This window comes from Parendozoicomonas verongulae, assembly GCF_009711465.1.
Classification (GTDB): Bacteria; Pseudomonadota; Gammaproteobacteria; order Pseudomonadales; family Endozoicomonadaceae; genus Sansalvadorimonas; species Sansalvadorimonas verongulae.
On record NZ_SMME01000246.1, the window covers coordinates 1 to 416 of the forward strand.

Here is a 416-nt window from a genome sequence, read left to right on the forward strand (position 1 = left end):
ACTCCCTGTGATGATAAGGATATCGAGTTAGCGCTGGGTAGATATCTCCAGGTATTAGAGGGTACAGACAATCTGCAAAAGGCCCTGGACATCTTTACCAGATTGCGCACCCGGGCGGCCGGGGGGCAGGCAGACACTCCTTGTGATGACAAGGACATCGAGCTGGGTATAGCAGCTATTTTGATTAGTATGATGGAGTGGAGAAAGTTTGATGAACTGCAACTTGAAAAGCAGTTGTTTTCAGGGTTCGAAACCAGCCTCTGTTTAAGTCTCCGAAACTTCCATGAAGTCACAGTCGTTAAGGGCACCATGCCCGAGCATACAGCTCTTCTTGGGAAAGCATTCTATTGGGCGGCTCTTGCGGTAGAAGGCAGTGGAGGTATAAATGCATCCTGTCTCAGTCAGCTGGCTCACTG

The 416-nt window shown here is 49.5% G+C and carries 1 protein-coding gene; it reads left to right on the forward strand.

The features are described 5' to 3' along the window. Positions 1-416, forward strand: a 416-nt coding sequence (locus E1189_RS22205; protein WP_196220835.1) for a hypothetical protein, incomplete at both ends; no start/stop codon positions are given.